The following is a 24,577-nucleotide window of genomic DNA, read 5'->3' on the forward strand; positions in this document are numbered from 1 at the left end:
CATCTCCGTCGATTCAATGGTTGTTGAATATGCCTAGTTCCGCGCCCAATAGCAGGCCTCATGTCGCAGTATTAATGGCTGCTTATAATGGTGTCGAGTGGTTGTTCGAGCAGGTTGAATCCATCCTGCAACAAAAACATGTTGATGTTACCATTTATGCCAGCGTTGACCGGTCTGACGATGGAACGCATGAGTGGTTAGTGGAGTATGGGCAGCGTAACCCCGCATTGCGGGTGCTGCCCAGTGGCGTGTTTGGAGGGGCGGGTAAGAATTTCTTCCGGCTTTTGCGCGATGTCGATGTTTCAAGTTATGACTACGTGGCATTTTCGGATCAGGATGACATATGGCATTCAGATAAGTTGATAACGGCGCATGAGATCATCCGCAGTGGCGTGGCGGATGCTTATTCGGCCAATGTCACTGCTTTTTGGTCGGGCGGGCGAAAAAAACTTATCAATAAAGCCTTTGCTCAAAAGCGCTATGACTATTTTTTTGAGGCGGCGGGGCCGGGCTGTACTTATGTATTGCGCCGATGCTTGGCGCAGGATTTTCAGAGATTCATAAAGAGCCATTGGCAATCGGTGAATGCAGTGGCATTGCATGATTGGCTGATCTACGCGTGGGCACGAAGCTCTGGATGGGTATGGTTTATCGACGCGCGTCCCAAGTTGGACTATCGACAGCATGCGACCAACCAGATGGGCGCTAACAGCGGCTTAAAGCCAATTTTAAAACGGCTAAATCTTGTGCGTGAAGGATGGTATCGGGGCGAGGTGGAGAAAATCGCCGCCCTGCTACAAGCAGAGCGGGAAGCGTCGCCAGACCGTCCCGAGATCGATATTTCAAACCGCTGGTTTTTGTTGAGAAATATAGGTCAGACTCGCCGTAATCCCAAGGATCGGCTGGTATTTCTTATTATGTTGTTGCTAAATATATATTAATTTTGTGTTTTTGCCTTTATTGAAGAATTCCGGCACTCAAAAAACGGCTTGACCAACTGTTGTGGCGCTTGAACGTTTCGATGAACTCGGGTGTGGCTCTATAATTCAGCGCCTGATGAACGACTTCGTCAATGCAATCTTGAACGTCGCAAATATAAACGCCCGTTTCGTTGCGTCTGTAATTCATTTCACCAAAGCTGGTGGTAATTACCGGTAAGCCGGCGGCTATGTATTCGTAGTATTTGATAGGGTCGACGCTCGCTGTCAGAGATGTTTTCTGAAAAGGTATGAGCGCGATGTCAAAAGTGTGCATCAGCTCGAGTGCTTCGCGATGGCTGCACGGCGGGCGAATGACAATATTATTGGGTAATTTACCGGCATAACGATTACTGATAGGTCCGACAATAAGCACTGTATCCTCTGGGCGCGCACGTGCCAGCTTTATGGTCCAGTTCCAATCAAACCAGGCGCCGACGGTCCCGACATAGCCAAACAGTTTACGCTCACTGTGAGAGGCTTTTTCGGACCATGCCGGAATCATCTGTGTATCCAAAGCATTTGCCACGAAACGGACGTCCGAATGCTGCTTCCGCCATTTTTCCACTAGTAGCGTGGATGATGCCAGTACGGTGTGGCAAAGTGTCGCCAACTTAGCTTCACGTTTCTGCATGGCCGTGCGTGATAAGCCCGAAAAAAACGCTGGGAAATCATCCATCGCATCGTAAATGGCAGGGCAATCCGGCAATGATTGAATGAGTCGGATCGCCAGTTCAGAGGGTTTGCCGACGACAATAATAGTCGGGTTCGCCGTTCCAAAGCGCTGCGCTTTTTGCAGGTTCGATGACCAGAACAATCTACTGTTAATTGCCCCGGAAAAGGGCAATGGCTCAATTGGCAATGAGCGTGGTTTGAGCACATCAACCCAAGGTTCTTGAGCCTCAATCCCCCTGTCGCTACCGCGTGAGTGGGTCAGATCGCTGAGCTGTGGCAATCGACTGGGGTAAGGGTCTACCCACATAACATTGCCATTGGTCGAGTGATGAAACCAATTTGCGAACTTTTGCGGCCGCTGGGAAAAACTGCTCCACGGGACGGGGGAAAGATAAATTAGCTGCATTGTGCAAAGTGTTCCTTCAACACCTCGACAATACGAGCCGCGCCTTTTCCGTCGCCATAAGGTGAAACCCCTCGCGCCATTGATTCGTAGGCGCTTGCGTCGTCGAGCAACTGTTGGGCTTCGTCAATAATGCGCTGTTGGTTGGGCCCAACGAGCTTCACTACGCCCATATCGACGGCTTCAGGTCGCTCGGTTTCTTCTCGCAGTACAAGTACTGGTATTCCCAGCGCGGGTGCTTCCTCCTGAACACCCCCGGAATCACTGATGATCAAATAAGCGCGTTTCATGGCAGCGATGAACGGTGCGTAATCGAGCGGCTTGCACAAGATGATGTTATCAATATCACCGAGCATGGCGTGGGCCACATCATGCACATTAGGGTTGGGATGTACCGGATATAGAATCTGAATGTCGCTATTACGCTCGGCGAGTGTTTTCAGCGCGCTACAGATATTTTTGATGGGTTCGCCAAAATTTTCACGCCGATGGGAGGTAACCAGGATCAGGCGTTTCTTTGGATCAATATCTACGCCGATTTCCAGGTCCTTTTGGGCCGTCATCAACAGTGCATCGATGACAGTATTGCCGGTTACGGTGATGTCCGTTGCCGGTATACCCTCGCGTAAAAGGTTGTCTTTCGAACTTTCTGTCGGAGCGAAATGCCAGCGGGTGAGACGACCTGCAAGCACGCGGTTGGCTTCTTCCGGGAACGGATTTTGAATGTCCCACGTGCGCAAGCCCGCCTCAACATGTCCGAAGGGGATGCGGCGGTAAAAGCAGGCCAGCGCCATGGCAAATACTGTGGTGGTATCACCTTGGGCCAACACGACGTCAGGTTGCTCCTCCAGCAATACTTTGTCGAGCTCGACCAGAAGCCGCGCAGTCAGTTCGGTTAGGTTCTGGTTAGGCTTCATGATGTTCAGGTCGATGTCCGGCACGATATCGAAGAACGCCATCACTTGATCCAGCATTTCACGGTGTTGCGCAGTTGCAAGAACGCGCACCGTTGCCCAAGGTTGCTTCTTTAGCTCGAGAATTACGGGGGCCATTTTGATGGCTTCTGGTCTGGTCCCGACCGTACAGATAATTTTCATGCGTACACCTGCTTGCTTGTGGCTGAGAACGGCGGAGAGCCCCGCCGCCCATCAGATATTTTCGGGAGCTTTAGTGGGGGTCAAAACATGCAGCCACGGGCGTCATGGCCTATTTGCCCTCCGCTCTGTAACCATGCGGTACCCAAGGGCCCCATTTCGCTTCATAGAGCGCCTTGTTTTGTTCAAACAAGGCTTGACGGTCGGCGCTGCGTAGCTTGTTAAAGGAGGCAGACAGGTGGTGGTGAATAAACACGTCTTCAGCACACGCCACTGAACGGCCCAGTTGTTGAATGCGGCGGCAGTAGTCGTCATCTTCGAAGAAACCGCGACCGAAGGCTTCATCCAGAGGTCCCACTTGTTCGTAAATACTCCGGGAGAACATTACACAGAAGAATGCCGCTGTGTGCAGCTTGTGTGTCTTGCCTATATTGGCTCGTGTGTACAAATTGGAAGCTTCCAGCATTTCGTCCATGTTGGAGTAGCTGATCTGAATTTTAGCTTCATTGCCAATATTGTTTGTGACGGGGCCGATGATGCCCAGTGTGGGGTCGCGTTCCAGGTGGCGATACAGTGTGCTCAGCCAGCCAGGCGTGACGTAGGTGTCATTGTTCAACAGCACCAGATAGTCGCCATCGGCGACAGCAAGCCCCACATTGTTACCTGCGGCGAAGCCCAGGTTGTCGTCATTGAGAATCAGCCGACGGTTTCCGCCTTTGCTGGCCCATTCGCGTAGATAATCCGGTGAGCCGTCTGCAGACGCGTTGTCCACGACAATAATTTCGAAGTTGTTATAGTTGGTATGTTCATCCAAGCTGCTCAAGCAGGCCTTGGTCAACTCCAAATTATTATAAGTAACAACCACAACACTGATACGAGGCCCATTTATTTCAGGATTCTCGATAACATGGCTGAGCTGTTCGGCGCGGTGCAGCCAGGTCTGATTGCTGGCAAATTGCTGGCGCTCGATAATATCCTGATCGCTGCAAGGATGAGTCAATACCTGCTCAATCGCTTGAAGGAACGCTTCATGATCCTTTGCCGTATGTACCAGGTTTTCGAATTGGAGCATTTCCGGTAGATCTACAGACACAACAGGTTTTCCGGCGCTCAGATACTCATACACTTTTACAGGGTTGGTTGCTAGCGTCAACGGAATAACTTTGAACGGTAACAGGCATACGTCGAAAGCGTGCAAGTAACCAGGCAATTCGGCATAAGGCTTCTCCCCGGTAAATACAACGTTCTTGTATTGAGACAGCTGAGCCGATGCGTTAACGGTATCGGCGCCTATCAGCAAGATCAAGTGTTGAGGGAAGCGTGCTGCAATGGACGCCAGCAGGTCTACATCGAACCATTCGGCAATGGCGCCATAATAGCCTATGACCTTTTGTGCTTGAGGTGCCTGGAATAGTTTGTCTGGGCGGTTGGCAAAATGCCCATACTCGCCGGCGTTTCGGATAAGGGCGCGTTTCGAGGTGCTTTTACCTACCAATTCATCCAGCCACGACGAAGTGGTGATAGTCAGATCAGAGTTCAGCACCAGTGCTTTTTCAATGGCGAGCATTTCCTCGGAGACATTGCCAAAGCCCTCATGGTGGTCCATGCAGTCGTACACCACCTTGCTGTTTGGCAGCACGGTAGCAGTTTCATACCAGAAAGCGTGTTGAACCACTGAGACCAAAGCGCGGGAGTTGGCCCAGGTGAGCATGCGACCGATAGAATTGCGTAACTGGTGAGTTGTGTCGACGCCTGCCGGATTGTAATAAATGACCGGCGCGCCCTTGGCATACAAATTGATCTGGAACAGGCGACCGGCACTGTCAAGCTGCTCGACATTGAACCCTTCATCAGGACAGTCGACCAGATTGACAGAGATATAGAAGACCCGGCGACCAGCGTTAGCCAAGGCTTGTGCCAGTTGTTGTGGGCGCTGGTGTCTGAAGTGCCAGTCAATGACCCCCCAGAAGATATAGTCAGGAACGCCAGGTATTTGCGCTGTCGGCGTGATAGCAGGCAAAGCCACCTTGCCTGCTGCGACGGGCAGTGGGGCATTCATGACTGGCTGGCCTTTGGATTTCCGGTACAGGTTAAGTGCTTGCTGCTTGATGCTGGCGGGCAATGGCAGGCGGTGGAAGCTGCTTTTGCAAAGCTGCTTGACGGTGTGTTTGTCTTGAGCCAGCAACCCGTGCCTGGCTACCCGCATTGCAAAGCGCAGCGGGGATGTCATTTTCCAGGAGTGGCTTTGCATTAGCTGCTCAAGCTGTTCCTTGAGCCGGGCTTGGGACAAACGTGAGTCTGCAAGGCTGTTCTGCAGGCTCTCTTCGCGCGTTGATGAGTCGCGCAGCGCCTGGTTGGCTTCGTTGAGGGCCTTGGTGGCTTTGCTCAGGTCCTGGCGGACCCTGTTCAGCTCATCAAGCGCCTCACGGGTCTGCTGGTGAATCTCGAGTTCATGTGGCATCAGCCTACCTGCTGCGGTTTCAATTTCCATATGATCCAAGGTCGGACCGACCTGTGTGAGCATAGTGTGGCTGACATAGACGAGTAGCAGCTGCTCACCTGGCCAATAATTAGGCGTTCGGTCACTTGTTGTAATTGAGCGAGAGTGGACGAGGGTCCAGTCATTCAGGGTGAAAGGGATGTTGGCGTAGTCAAACGTGTAAAAGTGCTCTTTGATGCGCTCCTGTTCCCGGAACGGTAGTAGCAGCACCACAAAGTCCTTGGCGTGCGCAGCGACCTTTTTCAGTACTTCCCAGGGGTGCTCGAAATGCTCAAGGGTATTCGAAGAAAAAACGATATCCCAGCACTGGGGACTGTCTTCACCCAGAAAGTCAGTGCAGAGAAAAGCTTGCGCGGGATATTGTTCAGTGGCTTTTTCGATTGCTTCTGGCGAAAAGTCGACGCCAGTCACTTTGCTCAGGCCCAGTACTTCAGCGAGTCTGGAGGTGCCATCACCCTGGGCGCAGCCCCAATCGCAAAGGGAGAGCCCCTCGTTTCGCCAATAATCGGTGAGCCATTGCGGCATCAATTCGACGGCGATTTCGCTAAAGAAGCGACTCTGTTCGCGCCCATGGTTTTCCTCCCAATCGGTGGAAAAGCGATGATCCCAGTATGTCAAAGAGTTGACGTCGTCCAGCGGGCTGTCATGTGAATCAGGAGCAGAAGGCTGCTTCATCGGGCGAGTCGTCCTTAAATCGAAGTGTTTGCATTGGTCGCCGCCATGGACACCGCCATTCGTGGCATGAATTGTCCAAACGGGTTGCTCACAAAGGAAGAAGAAAAGTACTGCGCACCTTCCACGTATTCGTAATAGTGAATGCTGGCCGATGAGCGATTTTCAACAGCTGCGACCAGCAAGTACTCACCGGTAATCAATGGGTTTTCGAATTGGAAAGTCACTTCGTCTTGGGTCGTGTGCTCATCAAAAAAATGATCATGGTTCCAAGTGCTGCCGACCACCAAGTCGGTTCCCGCCAGGTTCTTGATGGAAAATGATACAGAAAGGCCATCGATTCCTTTCAGTATTTGTGGGCGGAAGCGAATTTTGACGGTAATAGGCTCGTAATCGACGAACAGGCTTTTCTGTTGGCCGTGACGATCGTACAGGCCGGCGCTGACGATCAGCCCCACGTGTGAGCCCCAGTGATTGATCGGCCGGTGTTGCAGGGGGGGGAGGGCTGCAGGCTCGGCTTGCCCTGCCTCACCAGATTCTGTTTCAGGCTTGCTACCGTTGAACAGGTGTTCGGTGTAGAGCGCAGTAATCATGAAGACATCACCTATACCGCGTACGACACCTTTGTCGAGCCAGACTGCCCGATCGCACAAGCTGCGGACAGCGCCCACATCATGCGAAACGAACAGGATGCTCACACCAGATTGCTTCATCTGCTTGATTCGGTCCAGGCATTTGGCCTGGAAGCGCGCGTCACCGACAGACAGCGCCTCGTCGACCACCAGAATGCTTGGACTGGTGTGGATCGCTACGGAAAAAGCCAGACGTACATACATGCCAGACGAATAGGTCTTGACCGGTTGGTCGATAAAACTTCCTATTTCGGCAAATGCTTCGATAGCCTCGAATTGCTGGTCGATCTGCTCTCGAGTCAGGCCGAGTATCGCAGCATTCAGATACACGTTTTCCCGGCCGGTAAACTCGGGGTTGAACCCGGCGCCAAGCTCAAGCAATGCCGCAATGCGGCCCTTTACCGTGATCTCGCCCGCGGTGGTATTGAGCGTACCGCACAGCATTTGCAGCAGCGTGGACTTGCCAGAGCCATTGCTGCCAATAATGCCAACGGTTTCACCTGCCTTTATCTCGAATGACACATTCCTGACTGCCCAGAACTCCTGGCAATAATTTCGACGGCCTCGGCTGAGTATCTGCAGGAGCCTGTGATGAGGCTTCTCGTAGATCTCGTAGCACTTGGAGACATCGGCCACTGTAATGACATTTTCAGAGCACATCTGCGAATCCTTTGCGAGTTTTCTGGAACCAGGCGAAGCCACAGATTGCAGTCAGCAGGCCCAGTGCATAGAGGTACGCAAGTGCGGTCAAATCGGGGGAGTGGCCAAAAATTAGGACATTGCGGCTTTGTTCGATGATGGTCGCCAGAGGATTCAGGCGCAGCCACTCATGGTAGGCCACCGGCAGGGCGGTGATTGGGAAGAACACCCCGGACATGAAAAGCAGGATAGTGGTGATCATGTTTGTGACCTGGCTGACATCTCGCAGGTAGACGCCCAAGGCGGCGATAAACCAGCTGAAGCCAAGCGTGCCCAAGATAAGTGGCAGTATGACGAGCGGGAACAGCGCAGCCGTAAGGGGCACTGACTGATTCAGTAAGAACATTGCAATAAGCAGGACGAGGAAGTTGATAAAAGCGTGAAATAGGGAAGAAAGCAACGCCGCCCAAGGCAGGATTTCCAGCGGGAATACCACTTTCTTTACATAACTTACATTGGAGGTAATAAGGTTGGGCGAGCGGTTGATGCATTCAGCAAACAGGCCGTGAAGTATCAAGCCGATGTAGAGGATGATCGCAAAGTCAGACTTGCTTTCCTCCGGATTTCCACCCCAGCGTGCCTTGAATACTACGGAAAAAACGAAAGTGTAAATTATTAGCATCAGAACGGGATTGAAAAAGGACCAAGATAGTCCGAGGACCGACCCGCGGTAACGATCAAGAACTTCTCGTTTGCTGAGTTGTACGATCAATAGCTTGTTGCGCCAAAGGCTCTTAATCATCTCCAACGGCGATACTGAATAGTTTTGCATTGAGCGCGCTCATTTCCATTAACCAAATAGGGAGCTTATAAGTCCCGCTTGCAGGCCGCATATCCCAGCAGGCCTCACCCTATCGTTTGGCCAGAGGCGCAACTGCGGTAGCGCTTCCGGGCTGATTCCCGATCACATCCTACTGGTCTGAGAGAGGCTTTTCCAGAGGTGGAGTGGGAGACGGCCGATGCAGCCTTCGAATGCGGTGAGGGAGAGCGTCTAGCATATGTAGAGGCGGTGCTTTGTCCTGATGATAGCAGGGCTCGATGGTGGCAAACCGGTGGTGCCAAATTTCAGAAAAAACCTGCAGAGCATTAGGTAAATGTCCTGCAGGAATTTGATTTGAGGCCAGCGGGTCATGGTGGTGGGCGGGCTGAACTCTGGGCGCAGATGCTGGCGTTTCCAGCGATGGTTGTGCCGGATTGTTCGTGCTGATGCTTAATTATGTAAAACTGCGCGTAGCGTTTCGGCTTATGCGCAAGTCTGCTGCTTCGTGTACTTTTGACAAGGTTGGATTTTTGTGTATGTCTGGTTGTTGAAAAATCTGACAGAGCGTACGGAAATTTCCATACCTAGTGCGATGAACAACAGGTGTATACACTACCGCTCAACCATTGCGCGTATGCTTTCGAGGCCTCACGCTAGTCTACATAAGGTGTGTACGATGATTACTGCTTGGTACGCCTGGGTGGCCACTTGCAATAATGATTCATCCAGAAGAACGCGCTATATCAGCGTTCTTTGTCAACGTTTGCGAGTCATTTCTCATGGATAGGCGAACGGTTCTTGTCACTGGGGCCAGCGGGTTCGTGGGCCGTGCACTGTGTCAAGAGTTGGTTGAACAAGATGTTTACAACACCCGTGCGGCGCTTCGCCAGGCCGGTACCATGCTGCCTTGCAGCGTGAGCGCTGCCGTCGTGGGCGAGCTGTCCGCTTCGACGGATTGGGCGCCAGTACTTGTCGGTGTTGACGTGGTAGTGCATCTCGCAGCGCGTGTACACGTGATGAAGGAAACTGCCAGCGACGGCTTGGCCGAGTTCAGAAGGGTCAATGTAGACGGTACTCTCCGGCTGGCCCAACAAGCTGCTGCGGCTGGGGTGAGTCGCTTTATTTTCATAAGTACGATCAAGGTCAATGGCGAAGTGAGCGCCGCAGGACGACCTTTCTCTGCGGATCAAGCGCCTGCCCCAGGTGACGCCTATGCAGTCTCCAAATGCCAAGCGGAGCAAGGCTTGCGTCAATTGGCGCAGGCCACCGGCATGGAGGTCGTGATCATTCGGCCGGTGCTGGTATACGGGCCGGGTGTCCGGGCCAATTTCCACAGCATGATGCGTTGGGTGCAGCTTGGCATACCATTACCTTTCGGGGCAGTAGACAACCGGCGCAGTCTGGTTTCAATCGCCAACCTTGTTGATTTGATCATTACTTGCATTGGCCATCCGAATGCGGCGAACCAGACCTTTCTGGCCAGTGACGGTGAGGATGTTTCTCTTCCTCAGTTGTTGCGAGCGCTGGGGGTTGCGCTCGGGCGCCCACCGCGGGTCTTTTCGGTGCCGATTCCTGGTTTGTTGTTTGCCGCGCGAGTGCTCGGCCGAAGCGACCTTGCGCAACGGCTCTGCTGCTCATTGCAAGCCGACATTGGCAAAAACCATCGTTTTCTCGGATGGAGACCACCCTTGACGCTGGAGCAAGGCTTGGCCATGACCGCCCGATCTTTTCTGGAAGCCCGACGCCCATGATTTGGTTGATTTTGATTGCAGGTGTGGCCTCGCTGCTGTTGACCGCGGCACTGCGTCGTTATGCGATGGCCCGTCGTCTGCTAGACATCCCCAATGCTCGAAGCTCCCACTCTATGCCAACTCCTCGCGGCGGTGGGGTAGCATTCGTTGTCACCTTCCTGTGTGCAATGCTGGGTTTGGGCTGGAGCGGCATCGTCGCCCCCGAGCTAATGTGCGCCGTGGCCGGAGCGGGTGGGCTGGTTGCACTGATCGGTTTCATGGATGACCACGGGCACATTGCAGCGCGCTGGCGTTTGCTAGGTCATTTTGCAGCGGCTGGCTGGGGGTTGTACTGGTTGGGTGGTATGCCACCGCTAATTGTGTTTGGCATGCAGTTGGCACCGGCGTTCCTTGGGGTAGCCATCGGGCTGTTGTATCTGGTGTGGTTGCTCAACCTTTACAACTTCATGGATGGCATTGATGGTTTAGCCAGTATTGAGGCTATCTGCGTTTGCCTTGGCGGAGCTGTGCTGTATGGATTAACCGGCAATCTGCAGGGCGCCTGGTTGCCGATGTTGCTGGCCATGGCAGTGGCGGGTTTCCTGTTCTGGAACTTTCCCCCTGCCCGCATTTTCATGGGGGATGCAGGCAGCGGATTTTTGGGGGTCGTGCTGGGGATTCTGGCATTGCAAGCCGCCTGGATAAACCCACTATTATTCTGGGGGTGGTTAATACTTTTGGGTGTGTTCGTGGTTGATGCCACATTCACGCTGATCCGTAGGCTCGGGCGTGGTGAAAAGGTCTATGAGGCCCACCGTAGCCATGCGTATCAGTTTGCATCACGCCGCCATGGCAGCCATCTGCCGGTGAGCCTGGGAGTTGCAGCCATTAACCTGCTATGGCTGTTACCTGTTGCGATGGCGGTAGTGATGCTGAAGCTGGACGGGGCCTTGGGAACCTTGATCGCCTACGTACCTCTGACGCTGCTGGCAGTCAAGTACCGCGCGGGAGAACAGGAATAGCATGGCTCGAGGCAACAGCATGACCCGGCTGCTCAGGTGTGTGGGCTCGCGAAGCGGCTGGTCAGGGGAGCAATGCACATTGGCACCAAGGAGCACTGGATGAGCGACAAAAACAACAAGGGGCTTAGGCTGTACCTGGTGAACCTTTCACGGCAAAAAAAGCGACTCTTGCAGGTTTGTACCGATGTCGTGTTGATCTGGCTAGCCTTGTGGTTGTCGTTCATTGTGCGGTTGGGTATCGATGAAGTCTACGAGCCATTTGTCGTGCACACCTGGCTGTTTCTGGCCGCGCCAGTAGTGGCTGTGCCGTTATTTATCCGTTTTGGCATGTACAGAGCGGTCATGCGCTATTTCGGCAATGATGCACTGGTCGTGATCATCAAGGCAGTGACGCTATCGTCGCTGATTCTTGCCTTGGTAGTTTATTGGTACAGCAACCATCGGGTTGTGATACCGCGCTCGATCATTTTCAACTACTGGTGGTTGAGCCTGGTAATCATCGGGGGCTTGCGGCTGATCATGCGTCAGTACTTTCTTGGGGACTGGTTTACCGGTGCCCACCCAATGCCGTTCGCCCACCGGGATGATGGGCTGACCAAGGTTGCCATTTATGGCGCAGGTACAGCGGGCAACCAGCTCCTGGCTGCATTGCGCATGGGGCGGGCAATGCGCCCGGTGGCCTTTATCGACGACGATGGCGACCTCGCCAACCGGGTTATCTCTGGGTTGCAGGTTTACTCGCCCAAGCACTTGCAGAAGCTGATCAGCAATACTGGCGCGCAGGAGGTTCTTCTCGCGCTACCTTCGGCTTCACGTGCCCGGCGCAAGGAAATACTGGCCCTGCTGGAGGCCTACCCGCTACACGTACGCAGCGTGCCGGCATTTGCCGATCTGGCCAGTGGCCGGGTCAAGGTCGATGACATTCAAGATGTCGATATTGCCGACTTGTTAGGGCGCGACGCGGTGCCGGCGCAGGCCGACCTGCTCGAACGCTGTATCAAGAAACAGGCGGTATTGGTAACTGGGGCTGGCGGATCAATTGGCTCCGAGCTTTGCCGGCAGATCATAGGGCTGAGCCCCAAGGTCTTGTTGTTGTTCGATCACAGCGAATACAACCTTTATCGAATTCTCAGCGAGCTGGAACAACGCGTCGCGCGTGAATCGTTGTCAGTACGGCTGTTGCCAATGTTGGGATCGGTGCGCAATCAGCAGCACTTGGTCGATATCATGACCGCGTGGAGGGTTGACACGGTCTACCATGCTGCTGCCTACAAGCACGTGCCTATGGTCGAGCACAACATGGCAGAAGGCATCATCAACAACGTGTTTGGCACACTAAATACAGCCCAGGCTGCCGTGCAGTCGGGGGTGGCGAATTTTGTCCTGATTTCCACCGATAAGGCTGTACGCCCGACAAATGTCATGGGCAGTAGCAAACGTCTTTCCGAGTTGATTCTGCAGGCCCTCAGCCGCGAGGCGGCACCCGTACTGTATGGTGACAGCAGTAAAATCGCACGGGTGAACAAGACCCGATTCACCATGGTGCGCTTCGGCAACGTGCTGGGTTCATCGGGTTCAGTCATTCCGCTGTTCCATGAGCAGATCAAGCACGGTGGGCCGCTGACGGTTACGCACCCCAAAATCACGCGCTATTTCATGACGATTCCCGAAGCAGCGCAACTGGTGATTCAGGCGGGGTCGATGGGGCAGGGCGGGGACGTGTTCGTGCTAGATATGGGCGAGCCCGTACGGATAACGGAGCTTGCTGAAAAAATGATTCACCTGTCCGGATTGAGCATTCGCTCTGAACATAATCCGCATGGCGATATTGCCATCGAGTTCATTGGCTTGCGGCCGGGTGAAAAGCTCTATGAAGAACTGCTGATTGGCGAAAATGTCTTGGTTACACGCCATCCTATGATCATGTGTGCCAATGAAGACTATCTGCCGTGGGATACGCTGAAGTACAACCTCGACGCGCTCATGGCAGCTATTTCGGCCGATGACTTCAAAACAGTTCGTCAGTTGCTCAGGGACACCGTGAGCGGTTATACGCCGGGTGGGGAGATTGTCGACTGGCTGTATGAGCGCCAGCGACAGGAACCGTAAAAGCATTACTTTAGCTACCGTCTCAATGAAGAGCCATCCTCACAGTCGAGCTGGCCATCCTTGAGACACCATCTTGCCGGGTTTGAGTATGTATCAGGGGAAGAACGCATAATGACTATTTTAGTAACAGGCGGCGCAGGTTTCATCGGCGCCAACTTCGTCCTGGACTGGCTGGCCGGCTCTGACGAGCCCGTGGTCAACCTCGACAAACTCACCTACGCAGGCAACCTGCAAACCCTGAGCAGCCTGCAAGGCGATCAGCGCCACATCTTCGTGCACGGCGATATCGGCGACGCTGAACTGGTCGCACGTCTGCTCAAGGAGCACCAACCACGCGCCATCGTCAACTTCGCCGCCGAGTCCCACGTCGATCGCTCGATCCACGGCCCGGAAGACTTCATCGAAACCAACATCGTCGGCACCTTCCGCCTGCTGGAAGCCGTACGCGCCTACTGGGGTGGCCTGGCTGAGCCGGCACGCCAGGCGTTCCGTTTCCTGCACGTGTCCACCGACGAAGTGTACGGTTCGCTGGCCGCCGACGAGCCTGCGTTCACCGAAACCCACCAGTACCAGCCCAACAGCCCATACTCGGCCAGCAAGGCTGCCAGCGACCACCTGGTGCGCTCCTACCACCACACCTACGGGCTGCCGGTGCTGACCACCAACTGCTCGAACAACTACGGCCCTTACCACTTCCCGGAAAAGCTCATCCCGCTGATGATCGTCAACGCTCTGGCCGGCAAGCCGCTGCCGGTGTACGGCGATGGCCAGCAGATCCGCGACTGGCTGTATGTGAAAGATCACTGCAGCGCCATCCGGCGGGTGCTGGAAGCCGGCAAAACCGGTGAGGTTTACAACGTGGGCGGCTGGAACGAGAAGCCCAACCTGGAAATCGTCAACCGCGTGTGCGCGTTGCTGGACGAATTGCGTCCGCGTGACGATGGCAAACCCTACGCCGAGCAGATCACCTACGTCACTGACCGCCCCGGCCACGATCGCCGCTACGCGATTGACGCGCGTAAACTGGAGCGCGAGTTGGGCTGGAAGCCAGCCGAAACCTTTGAAACCGGCATTCGCAAGACCGTGGCCTGGTACCTCGACAATCAGGAATGGGTGCAGAACGTACAATCTGGCAGCTACCGCGATTGGGTAGAGAAGAACTACGCAGGGCGCTCGGCATGAGGGTTCTGCTACTGGGCAAAGATGGTCAGGTAGGCTGGGAGCTGCAGCGTAGCCTGGCGCCGCTTGGTCAGGTGCTGGCGCTGAGCTCGCGCAGCCAGGCCCATTGTGGTGACCTGACGAACCTTTCTGGTCTGGCCGAAACCGTGCGCAGCTTCGCCCCTGATGTAATCGTCAATGCTGCCGCCTACACCGCCGTGGACAAGGCTGAAAGCGAACGCGAACAAGCGTTCAAGGTGAACGCCGAAGCCGTTGGTGTGCTGGCTCGCGCTGCTGCCGAGTGCGGCGCGTTGCTGGTGCATTACTCCACCGACTACGTGTTCCCTGGTGGGGGTAACCGTCCGTGGCGGGAAGACGATGAGACCGGCCCGCTGAACACCTATGGCGAAAGCAAGCTGGCCGGTGAGCAAGCCATCCAGGCAGCCGGCTGCCAGTACCTGGTCTTCCGTACCTGCTGGGTCTATGCGGCACGTGGCAATAATTTCGCCAAGACCATGCTGCGGCTGGCTGCGGAGCGTGACAGCCTGGGGGTGATCGACGATCAGTACGGTGCGCCTACCGGTGCTGAGCTGATCGCCGACATCACCGCGCATGCTATTGCCGCCACCCGCGCCAACCCGGCCCTGGTTGGCTTGTACCACCTGGCGGCAGGCGGCGAAACCACTTGGTGCGGCTATGCACGTTATGTACTCGAGCAGGCCGCCGCCCAAGGTGTGCAGTTGAAAGCCCATGCCGAGCAGGTCAAGCCGTTGACCACCGATGCCTATCCGACCCCGGCCAAGCGGCCGGCCAACTCGCGTCTGGATACCCATAAACTGCAGGAAGCCTTTTCCCTTAACTTGCCAGACTGGCGTGTAGGGGTGGCTCGCATGCTCACGGAAATACACGAGAAATGACCATCATGAAGCGTAAAGGCATCATCCTGGCAGGCGGGTCGGGTACCCGACTGCACCCCGCGACACTGGCAATCTCCAAGCAGCTGTTGCCGGTGTACGACAAACCGATGATCTACTACCCGCTGACCACGCTGATGCTGGCGGGCATCCGGGACATCCTGATCATCTCCACACCGCAAGACACCCCGCGCTTCGAGCAACTGCTGGGTGATGGTCATCAGTGGGGCATCAACCTCACCTACGCCGTGCAAGCCTCGCCAGATGGCCTGGCGCAGGCGTTTCTGATCGGTGAGAGCTTCATCGGCAATGATTTGTCCGCGTTGGTGCTGGGCGACAACATCTATTACGGCCATGATTTCCAGGCGCTGCTGGGCAATGCCATGGAGCGTAGCGAAGGGGCGAGTGTATTCGCCTATCATGTTCAAGACCCCGAGCGTTATGGCGTTGTGGAGTTCGATGTACAGGGCAAAGCGATTAGCCTGGAAGAGAAACCGGCCAAGCCCAAGTCCAATTACGCGGTCACCGGGTTGTATTTCTACGACAAGGACGTGGTTGAGATTGCCAAGGGCATCAAGCCGTCGCCACGTGGTGAACTGGAAATTACCGACCTGAACCGCTTCTATCTGGAGCAGGGGCGTTTGTCGGTGGAGATCATGGGGCGTGGTTACGCCTGGCTGGACACCGGCACCCATGATTCGCTGCTGGAGGCCAGTGGCTATATCGCGACCATCGAGCGCCGTCAGGGTTTGAAAGTAGCGTGCCCTGAGGAAGTGGCGTACCGCCAGGGCTGGGTTGACGCCCAGCAATTGGAAAAGCTGGCTGCACCGTTGGCCAAGAATGGTTATGGCCAGTATCTGCTGCGCTTGATTCAAGACAAGGTTTATTGAGGGAGCAACCTCGGGGGCGGAACCGCCCTGCTCGGGCGGTTCAACTCGCGAAAGGGGCGGGCCTGTTGGCCAATCTCCCTGGTCATTCGCGGTCGCGGCCACCACCGTATTCGCGGGTAAACCCGCTCCTACACAGATTGGTGGTGGACACACATTGGTGATTGGGCGCAGGCCGTCGTGTAGGAGCGGGTTCACCCGCGAAAGGGCCGGGCCTGCTGGCCAATTCCCCCCCGTCGTTCACCGTCGCCGCCGCTACCGTATTCGCGGGTAAACCCGCTCCTACACAGATTGGTGGTGGACACACATTGATGATTGGGCGCAGGCCGTCGTGTAGGAGCGGGTTCACCCGCGAAAGGGCCGGGCCTGCTGGCCAATCTCCACCCGCCGTTCACCGTCGCCGCCGCCACCGTATTCGCGGGTAAACCCGCTCCTACACAGATTGGTGGTGGACACACATTGATGATTGGGCGCAGGCCGTCGTGTAGGAGCGGGTTTACCCGCGAAAGGGCCGCCCCTGCTGGCCAATTCCCATCAGCCATTCACCGTCGCAGCCACCACCGTATTCGCGGGTAAACCCGCTCTCACGCCGTGAACCATCCCTCACCCCAGGGTTTTCCCACCCCGGCAACCCGCGTATCATCCGCCCACACAAATCTGAACAATCCCACGCGAGTCCCAGACCATGAGTCTTGCGCCCCGTGCGTGCATGGCAGTTTCAGGTACCCAGACAATCATCAGTGACATATAACGACTGGCCAGTTTCGTGGCCGGGCCAGGCATGCCGGCTGTCCGACGGATGGGACGGTGCCCGATGAGATTTGAAGGAATAGGTTTTGATCAAGCGTAGAAAGGTTGCAATCGTTGGTTGTGCGTACCGTTTTCCTGGCTCTTCCAATGCGGGCTTCTGGCAAAACCTGATGGAGGGCCGCGACCTGGTGACCCAGGTTGACCCGTCGCGTTGGAACAAACGCGAGTTCCTGCACCCGGACAAGGCCAGCCCTGCAACCAGCTACACCTTCGCCTCAGGCACCCTGGGTGATATCAGCGCTTTCGACGCTGGCTTCTTCAGCATCTCGCCGCGTGAAGCCGCGATGATGGACCCGCAGCAGCGCATGCTGCTGGAAATGTGCTGGGAAACCTTCGAAAACGCCGGGGTCAAGCCGTCCAGCCTGCGTGGCAGCAACTGTGGCGTGTACCTGGGCATCGCCGGTGTCGAGCAGTCCTACCGCCTGCTCGAGGACCTGTCGGCCATCGATGGCGCCACGGCGACCGGCAACACCATGAGTATCGCGGCTAACCGCCTGTCGTTTTTCTACGACCTGCGTGGCCCAAGCATGGCCATCGACACCGCCTGCTCGTCGTCGCTGGTGGCCTTCCACCAGGCGTGCCAGGCCATCCTCAGCGGTGATGTCGACCAAGCCGTGACGGGCGGTATCAGCCTGCACATGCACCCGTTCGGTTTCATGATCTTCGCCAAGGCGACCATGCTGTCGCGCACCGGGCGCTGCCAGTCGTTCGACGAAAACGGCGACGGTTACGCCCGCTCCGAAGGCGGCGGGTTGTTCCTGCTCAAGGACTACGACCAGGCAGTGGCCGACGGAAATACCATTTTGGCGGTGGTGGCGGCCAGTGCGGTGAACACCGACGGACGCAAGTCCAGCCTGACCCTGCCCAATGCCGAGGCCCAGGCGGCGTTGCTCAAGCGCGCCTACACCCAGGCCGGCATCGCACCCGAGCAGTTGGACTACCTGGAGGCCCACGGCACCGGTACCGCTGTGGGAGACCCGATCGAAACCCGCGCCATCGGCGAGGCGCTGGGCCAGGCGCGCGGCGCCGGCAACCCGCTGCCAATCGGCTCGGTGAAAAGCAACCTCGGGCACCTTGAAGCCGCCTCTGGCGTGGCTGGCCTGATGAAGGCACTGAACTGCCTGGCCGAGCGTACCGTGCCCGCTACCATTGGCGTACAGGCGCTCAACCCGAACATCGCGTTCGCCGACCTCAACCTGCAGGTGGTCACCGAGCCCCTGCCGCTGAAAGCCGATGGCCAGTTGACCGTGGGGGTGAACTCGTTCGGCTTTGGCGGCGCCAACGCCCATGTCATCCTGCAAAGCCCCGAGCCACAGGCGCCGGCAGCGCAAGCGACCAGCGCCTGGCGCGTGCCGTTACTGCTCAGTGCCAAGAGCGAACAAGGCCTGCGCGCAACCGCAGAGCGCTTTGCCGCCTACCTGGCCGGGCAGCCGCAGGCCGACTATTACGATGTGGCCTACCAGGCGATGTTCCGTCGCGATGCGCACAGCCATCGCCTGCTGCTGGTTTGCGACACTGCAGCCGAAGCTGCCCAGGCGCTGGACGACTATGCCCAGGACCCGACCCTCAGCGAACTGAGCGCAGTGCTGGAGGCCGGCCAGGCCCTGGACGGCGCCTCGGCACCGGTATTTGTCTATTCCGGCAACGGCTCGCAATGGCAGGGCATGGGCCGGGCGATGTTCGACCAGCCGCTGTTCGCCGCCGCCGTGGATGAAGTTGACGCGTTGTTCCAGCCCTTGGCGGGCTACTCGCTGCGCGCCGAGCTGCTGGGTGACAACGGCGAAGGCCGTTATGCACGTACCGAAATCGCCCAGCCTGCGCTGTTTGCCTTGCAAGTGGCGGTTACCCAAGTGCTGGCTGCCGAAGGCATCCACCCGGTGGCGGTGATTGGCCACAGTGTGGGTGAAGTGGCCGCGGCCTGGGCCAGCGGCGCGTTGAGCCTGGAGGACGCCACCCAGGTCATCTACCACCGCAGCCGCCTGCAGGGCCTGACCCGTGGTACCGGGAAGATGACGGCGGTCGGCCTCTCGGGTGAGGCCACGGCGCAACTGATTGCCGAACTGAAACTGGATGGCCGCCTGGTGGTGGCGGGCGAGAACAGCGCCCGCGGCGCCACTGTGGCCGGTGAGGTCGACGCCCTGGCACTGTTGGAAGCGGCCCTGGAAGAGCGCCAGGTATTCGCCCGTCGCCTGGACCTGGACTACGCCTTCCACTCGCCGGCCATGGACCCGATCAAGCAAGCGGTTATCGACGACCTCGCGCATATCCGCCCGCAGGCTACGAAGATTCCGTTCTACTCCACTGTTGTTGGTGGCCAGTTGAACGGCGAACGCCTGGACAGCCAGTACTGGTGGCAGAACATTCGCTTCCCGGTGCTGTTCCAGGGCGCGCTGGCTGCCTTGGTGCGCAATGGCCTTAACCTGTTCGTCGAAGTGGGCCCGCATGCGATTCTGCGCAGCTACGTCAACGATGTGCTGGCCGAGTGCGAACAACCAGGGCAGGTGATTGGCACCCTCAAGCGCAACGACCACAGTCCGCTGCTGCTGGAACGTACCGTAGCCCGCCTGCAGATTGCCGCCGTGGAGCCACAGTGGCAGGCACGCTTCCCGGTGGCGGGGCGCCCGCTGCGCCTGCCTAACTACGCCTGGCAGCGCGATCACTTCAGCTTGCCGGTAAGTGCCGAGGCCCATGGCCCGCTGCGCCACGAGCGCGTGCACCCGTTGCTGGGTTACCCGGTAACGGACCAGGCGCTGACCTGGGAAAACCGCCTGGATACCCAGCAGTACCCGACCCTGGCCGACCACAAGGTGGGTGAGTCGGTACTGTTCCCGGGTGCAGGCTTTACCGAGCTGGCCCTGGCGGTGGCGCAACTGCACCAGCCGGGCGAGTTCGTCGATATCGAAGAGCTGGAAATTCACAACCCTCTGCTGCTGAGCAGCGAGGTCAGCAAGAAAGTGCGCGTGCAGGTGGAAGAGGCCGACGGCACGTTGCGCATCAGCTCGCGCACGTTGATGCAACGCGAAGACTGGGTACAGCACGTGGTCGCACGCTTGCCGGGCGAAGCGCGCGGTGTGCTGCTGGACTCCCGGGCACCGGCGTTGCCAGCCCGCCCGGCAGACTTCACCGGCGAGCAGCACCTGGCAATGACCTGCGCGGTTGGCTTGAACTACGGCCCCGCTTACCAGACCGTGGCCGCAGCCTGGGTGGAAGGGGAGCGCGTGTTGGCTCAGTTGGTCGTGCCTGCTGCCATCGAACACGAACTGGCAAGCCTGCACCTGCACCCGGCGCTGCTGGATGGTGCCTTCCAGCTGATTACCGAGCTGCTGGCCAGCCGCCAGGGGCATGACGATGGCCTGGCGTTCATCCCCGTCAAGCTTGGGCGCATTGCCTTTACCAATGCAGGCGGTGTGCCGGTGCTGGCCGAGGTGCGCCAGCGCAAGCGCACCGCGCATTCGCTGCTGGTCGACTTCACCCTGTTCGATGCCAGCGGCGCTGCCGTGCTGGCGATCAAGGATGCGCGCATGCGTGCCGTGCGCCTGCAATACGACCGCAGTGGCGACATCAAGCGTATGGGCCATGTAGGGCAGGCCGCGCCAGGCGCGGTTGTGCCTGTGCAGCGTAACGCCGCGGCCTGCTCGCCGCTGGTCGAGGCCTTGCAGTGCCTGGCCGACGAGCCGGCACAGGTGCGTTACCTGAATGAAGTGGAGCCACTGCTGGATGTGCTGTGCAACAGCTTTGTCCTCGATGCGGTGGAGCAGGCCGGCGGCCGCATCAGTGCCGAGCAGGTCGCGCAGTGGTCGCAGGGCCAGGGCGACTTCCTGGCGATGCTGTTGCGCCATGCCGAGCACGACGGCAGCCTGCAGCGTAGCGCGGACGGCAGCTGGCGACTGGTTGACCAGGGCGAGCGCCCGACCTCGCAGGCTATCTGGCAAGAGCTGTTCAGAAGCTACCCCGAGTACTTCCAGATTATCCATTCCGTTGGTCGCATCGGCCGTCATCTGTCGGCGTTGCTGGATGGCAGCCAGGCCTTCGACACCCTGCAACCGCGCGAAACCAGCGGTGCCAGCCTGGCGCGCCTGGTGCTGGGTGCGGCAGGGCAGCAGCACCTGCTCAGCGGCATTGGTCAGACCTTGGCCGCGCGCCTGGCGCAACTGCCGCCCGGCCAGCGCCTGCGGGTGCTGGAATTCGGCTTCGGTGGCGCTTCGTTTGCCGAGCTGTTGTACGCCGGTCTGGATTTCGATCGCCTCGATTATGCCTACTGCGTCGCCGAGCCCGAGCTTGAGCAGCGCCTGCGTGACGATTGCCCGGCGTTGGAGGTACTTGGCCTGGAGCAACTGGCCGAAGCCGGTACGTTCGACTGGGTCCTGGTGCCTACCGACTTCGGCCCCCTTGGTACGGTGGGTGACGCCCTGCGCCTGGCCAGTGGCCGGCTCAACCCGCACGGCCAGTTGGCGCTGCTTGGGCAGTACCCGGCGCGCTGGGCCGATTTCGTCTTCGGTGCCCAGCCAGATTGGTGGCTGGCCGGCCCGCAGCAGGCGTTGTCGCGCCAGCAAGGCCCGGCGTTCTGGAGCCATGAGCTGCAGCGACATGGCCTGACCGCGCTGCGCACGCTGGAGGCGTTGCCGGGTAATGCCTGTGGTAGCTACCTGTTGCTGGCGGACAAGCCCGCCGGTGCTGACACTGCTGCACCCGTGGCCGTGCAGCGCTGGGCCGTACTCGCCGAAGCAGGGCAGGGCGCAGCCCTGCGCCTGGCACAGCAACTGCGCGCCCAAGGCCAGCAGGTTGACCTGTTGCAGCCGGGTGACGCCCAGGCGCTGGCGGCTCAGCTTGGCGCCTTTGCCCAGCCCCCTGAGCATGTGCTGCACCTGGCTGGTTTCGACAGCGGCGCAGGCCTCGATGGCCAGGCCGAGCGCTGCATGCAAGCGGCCGCGCTGGTACAGGCCTGTGAGTCGCTGACGATCGCCCCGCAGTGCTGGCTGTTCAGCCGTGGCGCTGCCGAGCACCTGTACAGCGTCGACACCGCCACTGACGTTGCGGCCATCGGCGACGCCGCCTTGTGGGGCTTTGGCCGTACCCTGGCCAACGAATCCCCGCACTGTCGTATTCGCCTGCTCGATCTGGCCCACGCGGCAGCGGTCGAGCTGGCGGTACCTGCGTTGCTGCACGCCGACAGCGAAACCGAGCTGGCCCTGGACGCCGAAGGCCGTCGCTACGTGCCGCGCCTGCGCGTGCTGGCCGATCAGCCGCGCCGCGCAGTGGGCGATGCGCAGTGGGTGTGCCTGGGCTTCGACCTGCCGGGCCAGCTGCGCAACCTGCGCTGGGAAGTGCGTGAGCCGCGTCAACCGGCGGCGGATGAGCTGGACATTCAGGTGCGCGCGACGGGCCTTAACTTCCGTGACGTGATGTTCGCCCTCGGCCTGCTGTCGGATGAAGCCATCGAAAACGGCTTCTCCGGCCCTACCTTGGGCTTCGAATTTGCCGGTGTGGTGCAAGGCAAAGGCGCCGAGGCAGTGGGCGACTTCGCCCCGGGTGACCGTGTGGTGGGCTTTGGCCCCTGCAGCTTCGCCAACCGCCTGGTCACCAACGCCAACGCCGTTGCACGCATCCCCGAAGGGATGTCGTTCGAAGCAGCGGCGACCATTCCGAGTACCTTCTTCACCGTGTACTACGCGCTGCATCACCTGGCGCGCCTGGAGCCGGGCGAGAAGGTGCTGATCCACGGCGCTGCCGGTGGCGTGGGCATCGCGGCCATCCAGATCGCCAAATGGCTGGGCGCAGAAATTCACGCCACCGCAGGCAGCGACGAGAAGCGCGACTTCCTGCGCCTGCTCGGCGTCAGCCACATCTACGACTCCCGTTCGCTGGCGTATGCCGACCAGGTGCTGGCAGCCACCGGTGGGCGTGGCGTGGACGTGGTGCTCAATTCGCTGGCCGGTGAGGCCATCAACCGCAACCTGCAGGTGCTGAAGCCGTTTGGTCGCTTCCTGGAGTTGGGCAAGCGCGACTTCTACCAGAACACCCGTATTGGCCTGCGCCCGTTCCGCAACAACATCAGCTATTTCGGTATCGACGCTGACCAGCTGATGAGCGAGCGCCCCGCGCTCACCCGCCGCCTGTTCGCCGAAATGATGGAGCTGTTCGAGCAGGGCATCCTGCACCCGTTGCCGTTCCGCGAGTTCGACGCCAACCAGGTGGTCGAGGCCTACCGATACATGCAGCAGGCGCGGCAGATTGGCAAGGTCGTGGTGACGTACGCCAACCCGATCCAGCAAACCGTCGACACCCGCGTGCAGCCGGTGCGGGCACTGCAGCTTGCCGCCGATGCCAGCTACCTGGTCACTGGCGGCCTGGGTGGCTTTGGCTTGCGTACTGCGCAGTGGCTGATCGACAAAGGTGCCCGTCACCTGGTGTTGCTGGGCCGTCGTGGCCCGGCCAGTGAAGAGGCCCAGCCGCAGTTGGCGTTGTGGCACGCCCAAGGTATCGATGTGCAGGCCGTGGCGTGCGACATCACTGACCGTGAGCAACTGCGCGGGGTGTTTGATCGCATTGCCGCCAGCCCATGGCCACTGCGTGGCCTGGTGCACGCCGCGACGGTGATTGACGACAGCCTGATCCGCAACCTTGACGGTGACCAGTTGCGTCGCGTGCTGGAGCCCAAGGCCAAGGGTGCGCAGTACCTGCACGAGCTGACCCAGGGCCTGGCGCTGGACTTCTTCGTGATGTTCTCCTCGGCCACCACCTTGTTCGGCAACCCCGGCCAGGCCAACTACGTGGCGGCCAACCACTGGCTCGAAGCCCTTGCGCGGCACCGTCGTGCTCAGGGCCAGGCAGCCACCGCCGTGCTGTGGGGCGCCATCGACGATGTCGGTTTCCTGGCGCGCAACAGCCAGATCAAGGACGCCCTGCAGAGCCGCATGGGGGGCTCGGCGCTGCGGGCTGAGGCAGCCTTGGCACAGCTCGAGGCCATGCTGTTGCAGGGTGATAACGGCCATGGCGTGCTGGAGCTGGACTTCAAGGCCTTGGCGCGCTTCCTGCCGAGCGCCACTACACCGCGCTTCAGCGAACTGGCCCGTGCCTATGGCGGTGACCATGAGGATGAAGGTGGCGGTGAGGACATCCAGCGCATGCTGGAGGAGCTTGACGATGGCGAACTGCTCGAACGCTTCGTAGACATGCTCAAGCACGAGGTGTGCGAGATTTTGCGCCTGCCGCCAGCACGCCTGGATGCCCAGCGCCCGCTGCAGGAAATGGGGCTCGATTCGTTGATGAGCGTTGAGTTGGTGGTGGCGCTGGAAGAGCGTTTCGGTATTCGCCTGCCGGTGATGGAACTGAGCGACAGCTCCAGCATCGACAAGCTTGCCGCACGCTTGCTGGAGCTGCTGCGCGGTGAAGCGAGCAGCGGCGAAGAGCAACTGGCGCAGAATGTGCTTGCCCGCCATGGCAGCGAACACAGTGCCGAAGAGTTGGCGCAGTTGAACGCAGCCTTGGCCGACAGCAACGCGGCACCCAACCGACTGATTGATTAAGAGTGCCAG

Annotated in this window: 13 protein-coding genes; 8 read left to right on the forward strand and 5 right to left on the reverse strand. The window is 58.5% G+C overall.

Going from position 1 to position 24,577, the window contains the following annotated elements; all coding sequences use genetic code 11:
* Nucleotides 1-29 precede the first annotated feature (29 nt).
* Nucleotides 30-941, forward strand: a complete 912-nt coding sequence (locus tag ACK59Z_RS12845; RefSeq protein ID WP_108190307.1) for a glycosyltransferase — start codon at nt 30-32, stop codon at nt 939-941.
* Nucleotides 942-957: 16 nt separating this feature from the next.
* On the opposite strand, the gene ACK59Z_RS12850 is transcribed toward ACK59Z_RS12845, so the two are convergent.
* The 5 genes from ACK59Z_RS12850 to ACK59Z_RS12870 all read right to left on the reverse strand — a co-directional run bounded on the left by ACK59Z_RS12850 (nt 958) and on the right by ACK59Z_RS12870 (nt 8,424).
* Nucleotides 958-2,058 (reverse strand): glycosyltransferase, encoded by a 1,101-nt coding sequence (locus tag ACK59Z_RS12850; protein WP_108190308.1) that lies wholly within the window; start codon nt 2,056-2,058, stop codon nt 958-960.
* The gene (gene wecB, locus ACK59Z_RS12855; RefSeq protein WP_108190309.1) at nt 2,049-3,152 is read right to left on the reverse strand and encodes a non-hydrolyzing UDP-N-acetylglucosamine 2-epimerase; all 1,104 of its coding nucleotides are present in this window, start codon (nt 3,150-3,152) and stop codon (nt 2,049-2,051) included. The genes ACK59Z_RS12850 and wecB overlap by 10 nt, the downstream gene beginning before the upstream one ends.
* Before the next feature lie 109 nt (nt 3,153-3,261).
* The gene (locus ACK59Z_RS12860; RefSeq protein ID WP_121162035.1) at nt 3,262-6,324 is read right to left on the reverse strand and encodes a glycosyltransferase; all 3,063 of its coding nucleotides are present in this window, start codon (nt 6,322-6,324) and stop codon (nt 3,262-3,264) included.
* Between the two features lie 14 nt (nt 6,325-6,338).
* Nucleotides 6,339-7,613: an ABC transporter ATP-binding protein gene (locus ACK59Z_RS12865; RefSeq protein ID WP_108190311.1), complete on the reverse strand. Its 1,275-nt coding sequence runs from the start codon at nt 7,611-7,613 to the stop codon at nt 6,339-6,341.
* Nucleotides 7,603-8,424 (reverse strand): ABC transporter permease, encoded by an 822-nt coding sequence (locus ACK59Z_RS12870; protein WP_108190312.1) that lies wholly within the window; start codon nt 8,422-8,424, stop codon nt 7,603-7,605. The genes ACK59Z_RS12865 and ACK59Z_RS12870 overlap by 11 nt, the downstream gene beginning before the upstream one ends.
* A 767-nt stretch (nt 8,425-9,191) precedes the next feature.
* Between ACK59Z_RS12870 and ACK59Z_RS12875 the strand changes: the two genes are divergently transcribed.
* From ACK59Z_RS12875 to ACK59Z_RS12905, 7 genes are all read left to right on the forward strand, one after another.
* Complete coding sequence (locus ACK59Z_RS12875; protein ID WP_108190318.1) at nt 9,192-10,163, forward strand: NAD-dependent epimerase/dehydratase family protein; 972 nt, start codon at nt 9,192-9,194, stop codon at nt 10,161-10,163.
* Nucleotides 10,160-11,164 (forward strand): glycosyltransferase family 4 protein, encoded by a 1,005-nt coding sequence (locus tag ACK59Z_RS12880; RefSeq protein WP_108190313.1) that lies wholly within the window; start codon nt 10,160-10,162, stop codon nt 11,162-11,164. The genes ACK59Z_RS12875 and ACK59Z_RS12880 overlap by 4 nt, the downstream gene beginning before the upstream one ends.
* A gap of 99 nt (nt 11,165-11,263) precedes the next feature.
* Nucleotides 11,264-13,273 carry a nucleoside-diphosphate sugar epimerase/dehydratase gene (locus ACK59Z_RS12885; RefSeq protein WP_108190314.1) on the forward strand — a complete coding sequence of 670 codons (2,010 nt, stop codon included), beginning with the start codon at nt 11,264-11,266 and terminating at the stop codon, nt 13,271-13,273.
* A 111-nt stretch (nt 13,274-13,384) separates the two neighbouring features.
* Nucleotides 13,385-14,455: a dTDP-glucose 4,6-dehydratase gene (rfbB, locus tag ACK59Z_RS12890; protein ID WP_047605269.1), complete on the forward strand. Its 1,071-nt coding sequence runs from the start codon at nt 13,385-13,387 to the stop codon at nt 14,453-14,455.
* Nucleotides 14,452-15,348, forward strand: a complete 897-nt coding sequence (gene rfbD, locus ACK59Z_RS12895; RefSeq protein ID WP_047605268.1) for a dTDP-4-dehydrorhamnose reductase — start codon at nt 14,452-14,454, stop codon at nt 15,346-15,348. Before rfbB ends, rfbD begins: the two co-directional genes overlap by 4 nt.
* Before the next feature lie 5 nt (nt 15,349-15,353).
* Nucleotides 15,354-16,235 (forward strand): glucose-1-phosphate thymidylyltransferase RfbA, encoded by an 882-nt coding sequence (rfbA, locus tag ACK59Z_RS12900; protein WP_108190319.1) that lies wholly within the window; start codon nt 15,354-15,356, stop codon nt 16,233-16,235.
* 833 nt (nt 16,236-17,068) lie between these two features.
* Nucleotides 17,069-24,568: an SDR family NAD(P)-dependent oxidoreductase gene (locus ACK59Z_RS12905; protein WP_409293129.1), complete on the forward strand. Its 7,500-nt coding sequence runs from the start codon at nt 17,069-17,071 to the stop codon at nt 24,566-24,568.
* The last annotated feature ends 9 nt before the right edge of the window (nt 24,569-24,577 follow it).

The sequence above is a fragment of the Pseudomonas sp. KCJK9058 genome, from assembly GCF_046230975.1.
GTDB lineage: Bacteria > Pseudomonadota > Gammaproteobacteria > Pseudomonadales > Pseudomonadaceae > Aquipseudomonas > Aquipseudomonas alloputida.

What these genes read in the sequence shown, in the direction of transcription:
- ACK59Z_RS12845 (WP_108190307.1), top strand. Translation starts at nt 30, where the DNA reads ATGCCTAGTTCCGCGCCCAATAGCAGGCCTCATGTCGCAGTATTAATG.
- ACK59Z_RS12850 (WP_108190308.1), bottom strand. Translation starts at nt 2,058, where the DNA reads ATGCAGCTAATTTATCTTTCCCCCGTCCCGTGGAGCAGTTTTTCCCAG.
- wecB (WP_108190309.1), bottom strand. Translation starts at nt 3,152, where the DNA reads ATGAAAATTATCTGTACGGTCGGGACCAGACCAGAAGCCATCAAAATG.
- ACK59Z_RS12860 (WP_121162035.1), bottom strand. Translation starts at nt 6,324, where the DNA reads ATGAAGCAGCCTTCTGCTCCTGATTCACATGACAGCCCGCTGGACGAC.
- ACK59Z_RS12865 (WP_108190311.1), bottom strand. Translation starts at nt 7,613, where the DNA reads ATGTGCTCTGAAAATGTCATTACAGTGGCCGATGTCTCCAAGTGCTAC.
- ACK59Z_RS12870 (WP_108190312.1), bottom strand. Translation starts at nt 8,424, where the DNA reads ATGCAAAACTATTCAGTATCGCCGTTGGAGATGATTAAGAGCCTTTGG.
- ACK59Z_RS12875 (WP_108190318.1), top strand. Translation starts at nt 9,192, where the DNA reads ATGGATAGGCGAACGGTTCTTGTCACTGGGGCCAGCGGGTTCGTGGGC.
- ACK59Z_RS12880 (WP_108190313.1), top strand. Translation starts at nt 10,160, where the DNA reads ATGATTTGGTTGATTTTGATTGCAGGTGTGGCCTCGCTGCTGTTGACC.
- ACK59Z_RS12885 (WP_108190314.1), top strand. Translation starts at nt 11,264, where the DNA reads ATGAGCGACAAAAACAACAAGGGGCTTAGGCTGTACCTGGTGAACCTT.
- rfbB (WP_047605269.1), top strand. Translation starts at nt 13,385, where the DNA reads ATGACTATTTTAGTAACAGGCGGCGCAGGTTTCATCGGCGCCAACTTC.
- rfbD (WP_047605268.1), top strand. Translation starts at nt 14,452, where the DNA reads ATGAGGGTTCTGCTACTGGGCAAAGATGGTCAGGTAGGCTGGGAGCTG.
- rfbA (WP_108190319.1), top strand. Translation starts at nt 15,354, where the DNA reads ATGAAGCGTAAAGGCATCATCCTGGCAGGCGGGTCGGGTACCCGACTG.